The organism is Amycolatopsis eburnea (assembly GCF_003937945.1).
GTDB lineage: Bacteria > Actinomycetota > Actinomycetes > Mycobacteriales > Pseudonocardiaceae > Amycolatopsis > Amycolatopsis eburnea.
Window position 1 is genome coordinate 1 of the sequence record NZ_RSEC01000073.1, and the last position, 933, is coordinate 933.

Sequence of the window (933 nt, forward strand, 5' to 3'; positions counted from 1 at the left end):
TGTGGAGTCGTTGTTGAAATACCACTCTGGTCGAATTGGGAATCTGAACCTCGGGCCATGATCTGGTTCAGGGACAGTGCCTGATGGGTAGTTTAACTGGGGCGGTTGCCTCCTAAAGGGTAACGGAGGCGCCCAAAGGTTCCCTCAGCCTGGTTGGCAATCAGGTGTTGAGTGCAAGTGCACAAGGGAGCTTGACTGTGAGACAGACATGTCGAGCAGGGACGAAAGTCGGGACTAGTGATCCGGCACCTCCTGGTGGAAGGGGTGTCGCTCAACGGATAAAAGGTACCCCGGGGATAACAGGCTGATCTTGCCCAAGAGTCCATATCGACGGCATGGTTTGGCACCTCGATGTCGGCTCGTCGCATCCTGGGGCCGGAGTAGGTCCCAAGGGTTGGGCTGTTCGCCCATTAAAGCGGCACGCGAGCTGGGTTTAGAACGTCGTGAGACAGTTCGGTCCCTATCCGCCGCGCGCGTAGGATACTTGAGGAAGGCTGTCCCTAGTACGAGAGGACCGGGACGGACGAACCTCTGGTGTGCCAGTTGTTCTGCCAAGGGCATGGCTGGTTGGCCACGTTCGGAAGGGATAACCGCTGAAGGCATCTAAGCGGGAAGCCTGTTCCAAGATGAGGTATCCCACCCCTTTGTGGGTTAAGGCTCCCAATAGACCATTGGGTTGATAGGCCAGATATGGAAGCACAGTAATGTGTTGTCGAGTTGACTGGTACTAATAGGCCGAGGACTTGCCTACGAAGATGTTGCGCATCCACTCTACGGTTCTGAAACACCACATCAGGTGTGTTGTTTCGGAGTGTTTCGGTGGTTATAGCGTCAGGGAAACGCCCGGTCCCATTCCGAACCCGGAAGCTAAGCCTGACAGCGCCGATGGTACTGCAATCGAAGGGTTGTGGGAGAGTAGGACACCGCCGAACT

At 55.8% G+C, this 933-nt stretch carries 2 rRNA genes; both read left to right on the forward strand.

The window, feature by feature from the left end:
* Positions 1–751: ribosomal RNA gene (locus tag EIY87_RS47470) — 23S ribosomal RNA — on the forward strand; the annotation flags it as partial.
* Positions 752–815: 64 nt separating this feature from the next.
* Positions 816–932, forward strand: a 5S ribosomal RNA gene (gene rrf / locus EIY87_RS47475).
* Position 933: the final 1 nt, after the last annotated feature.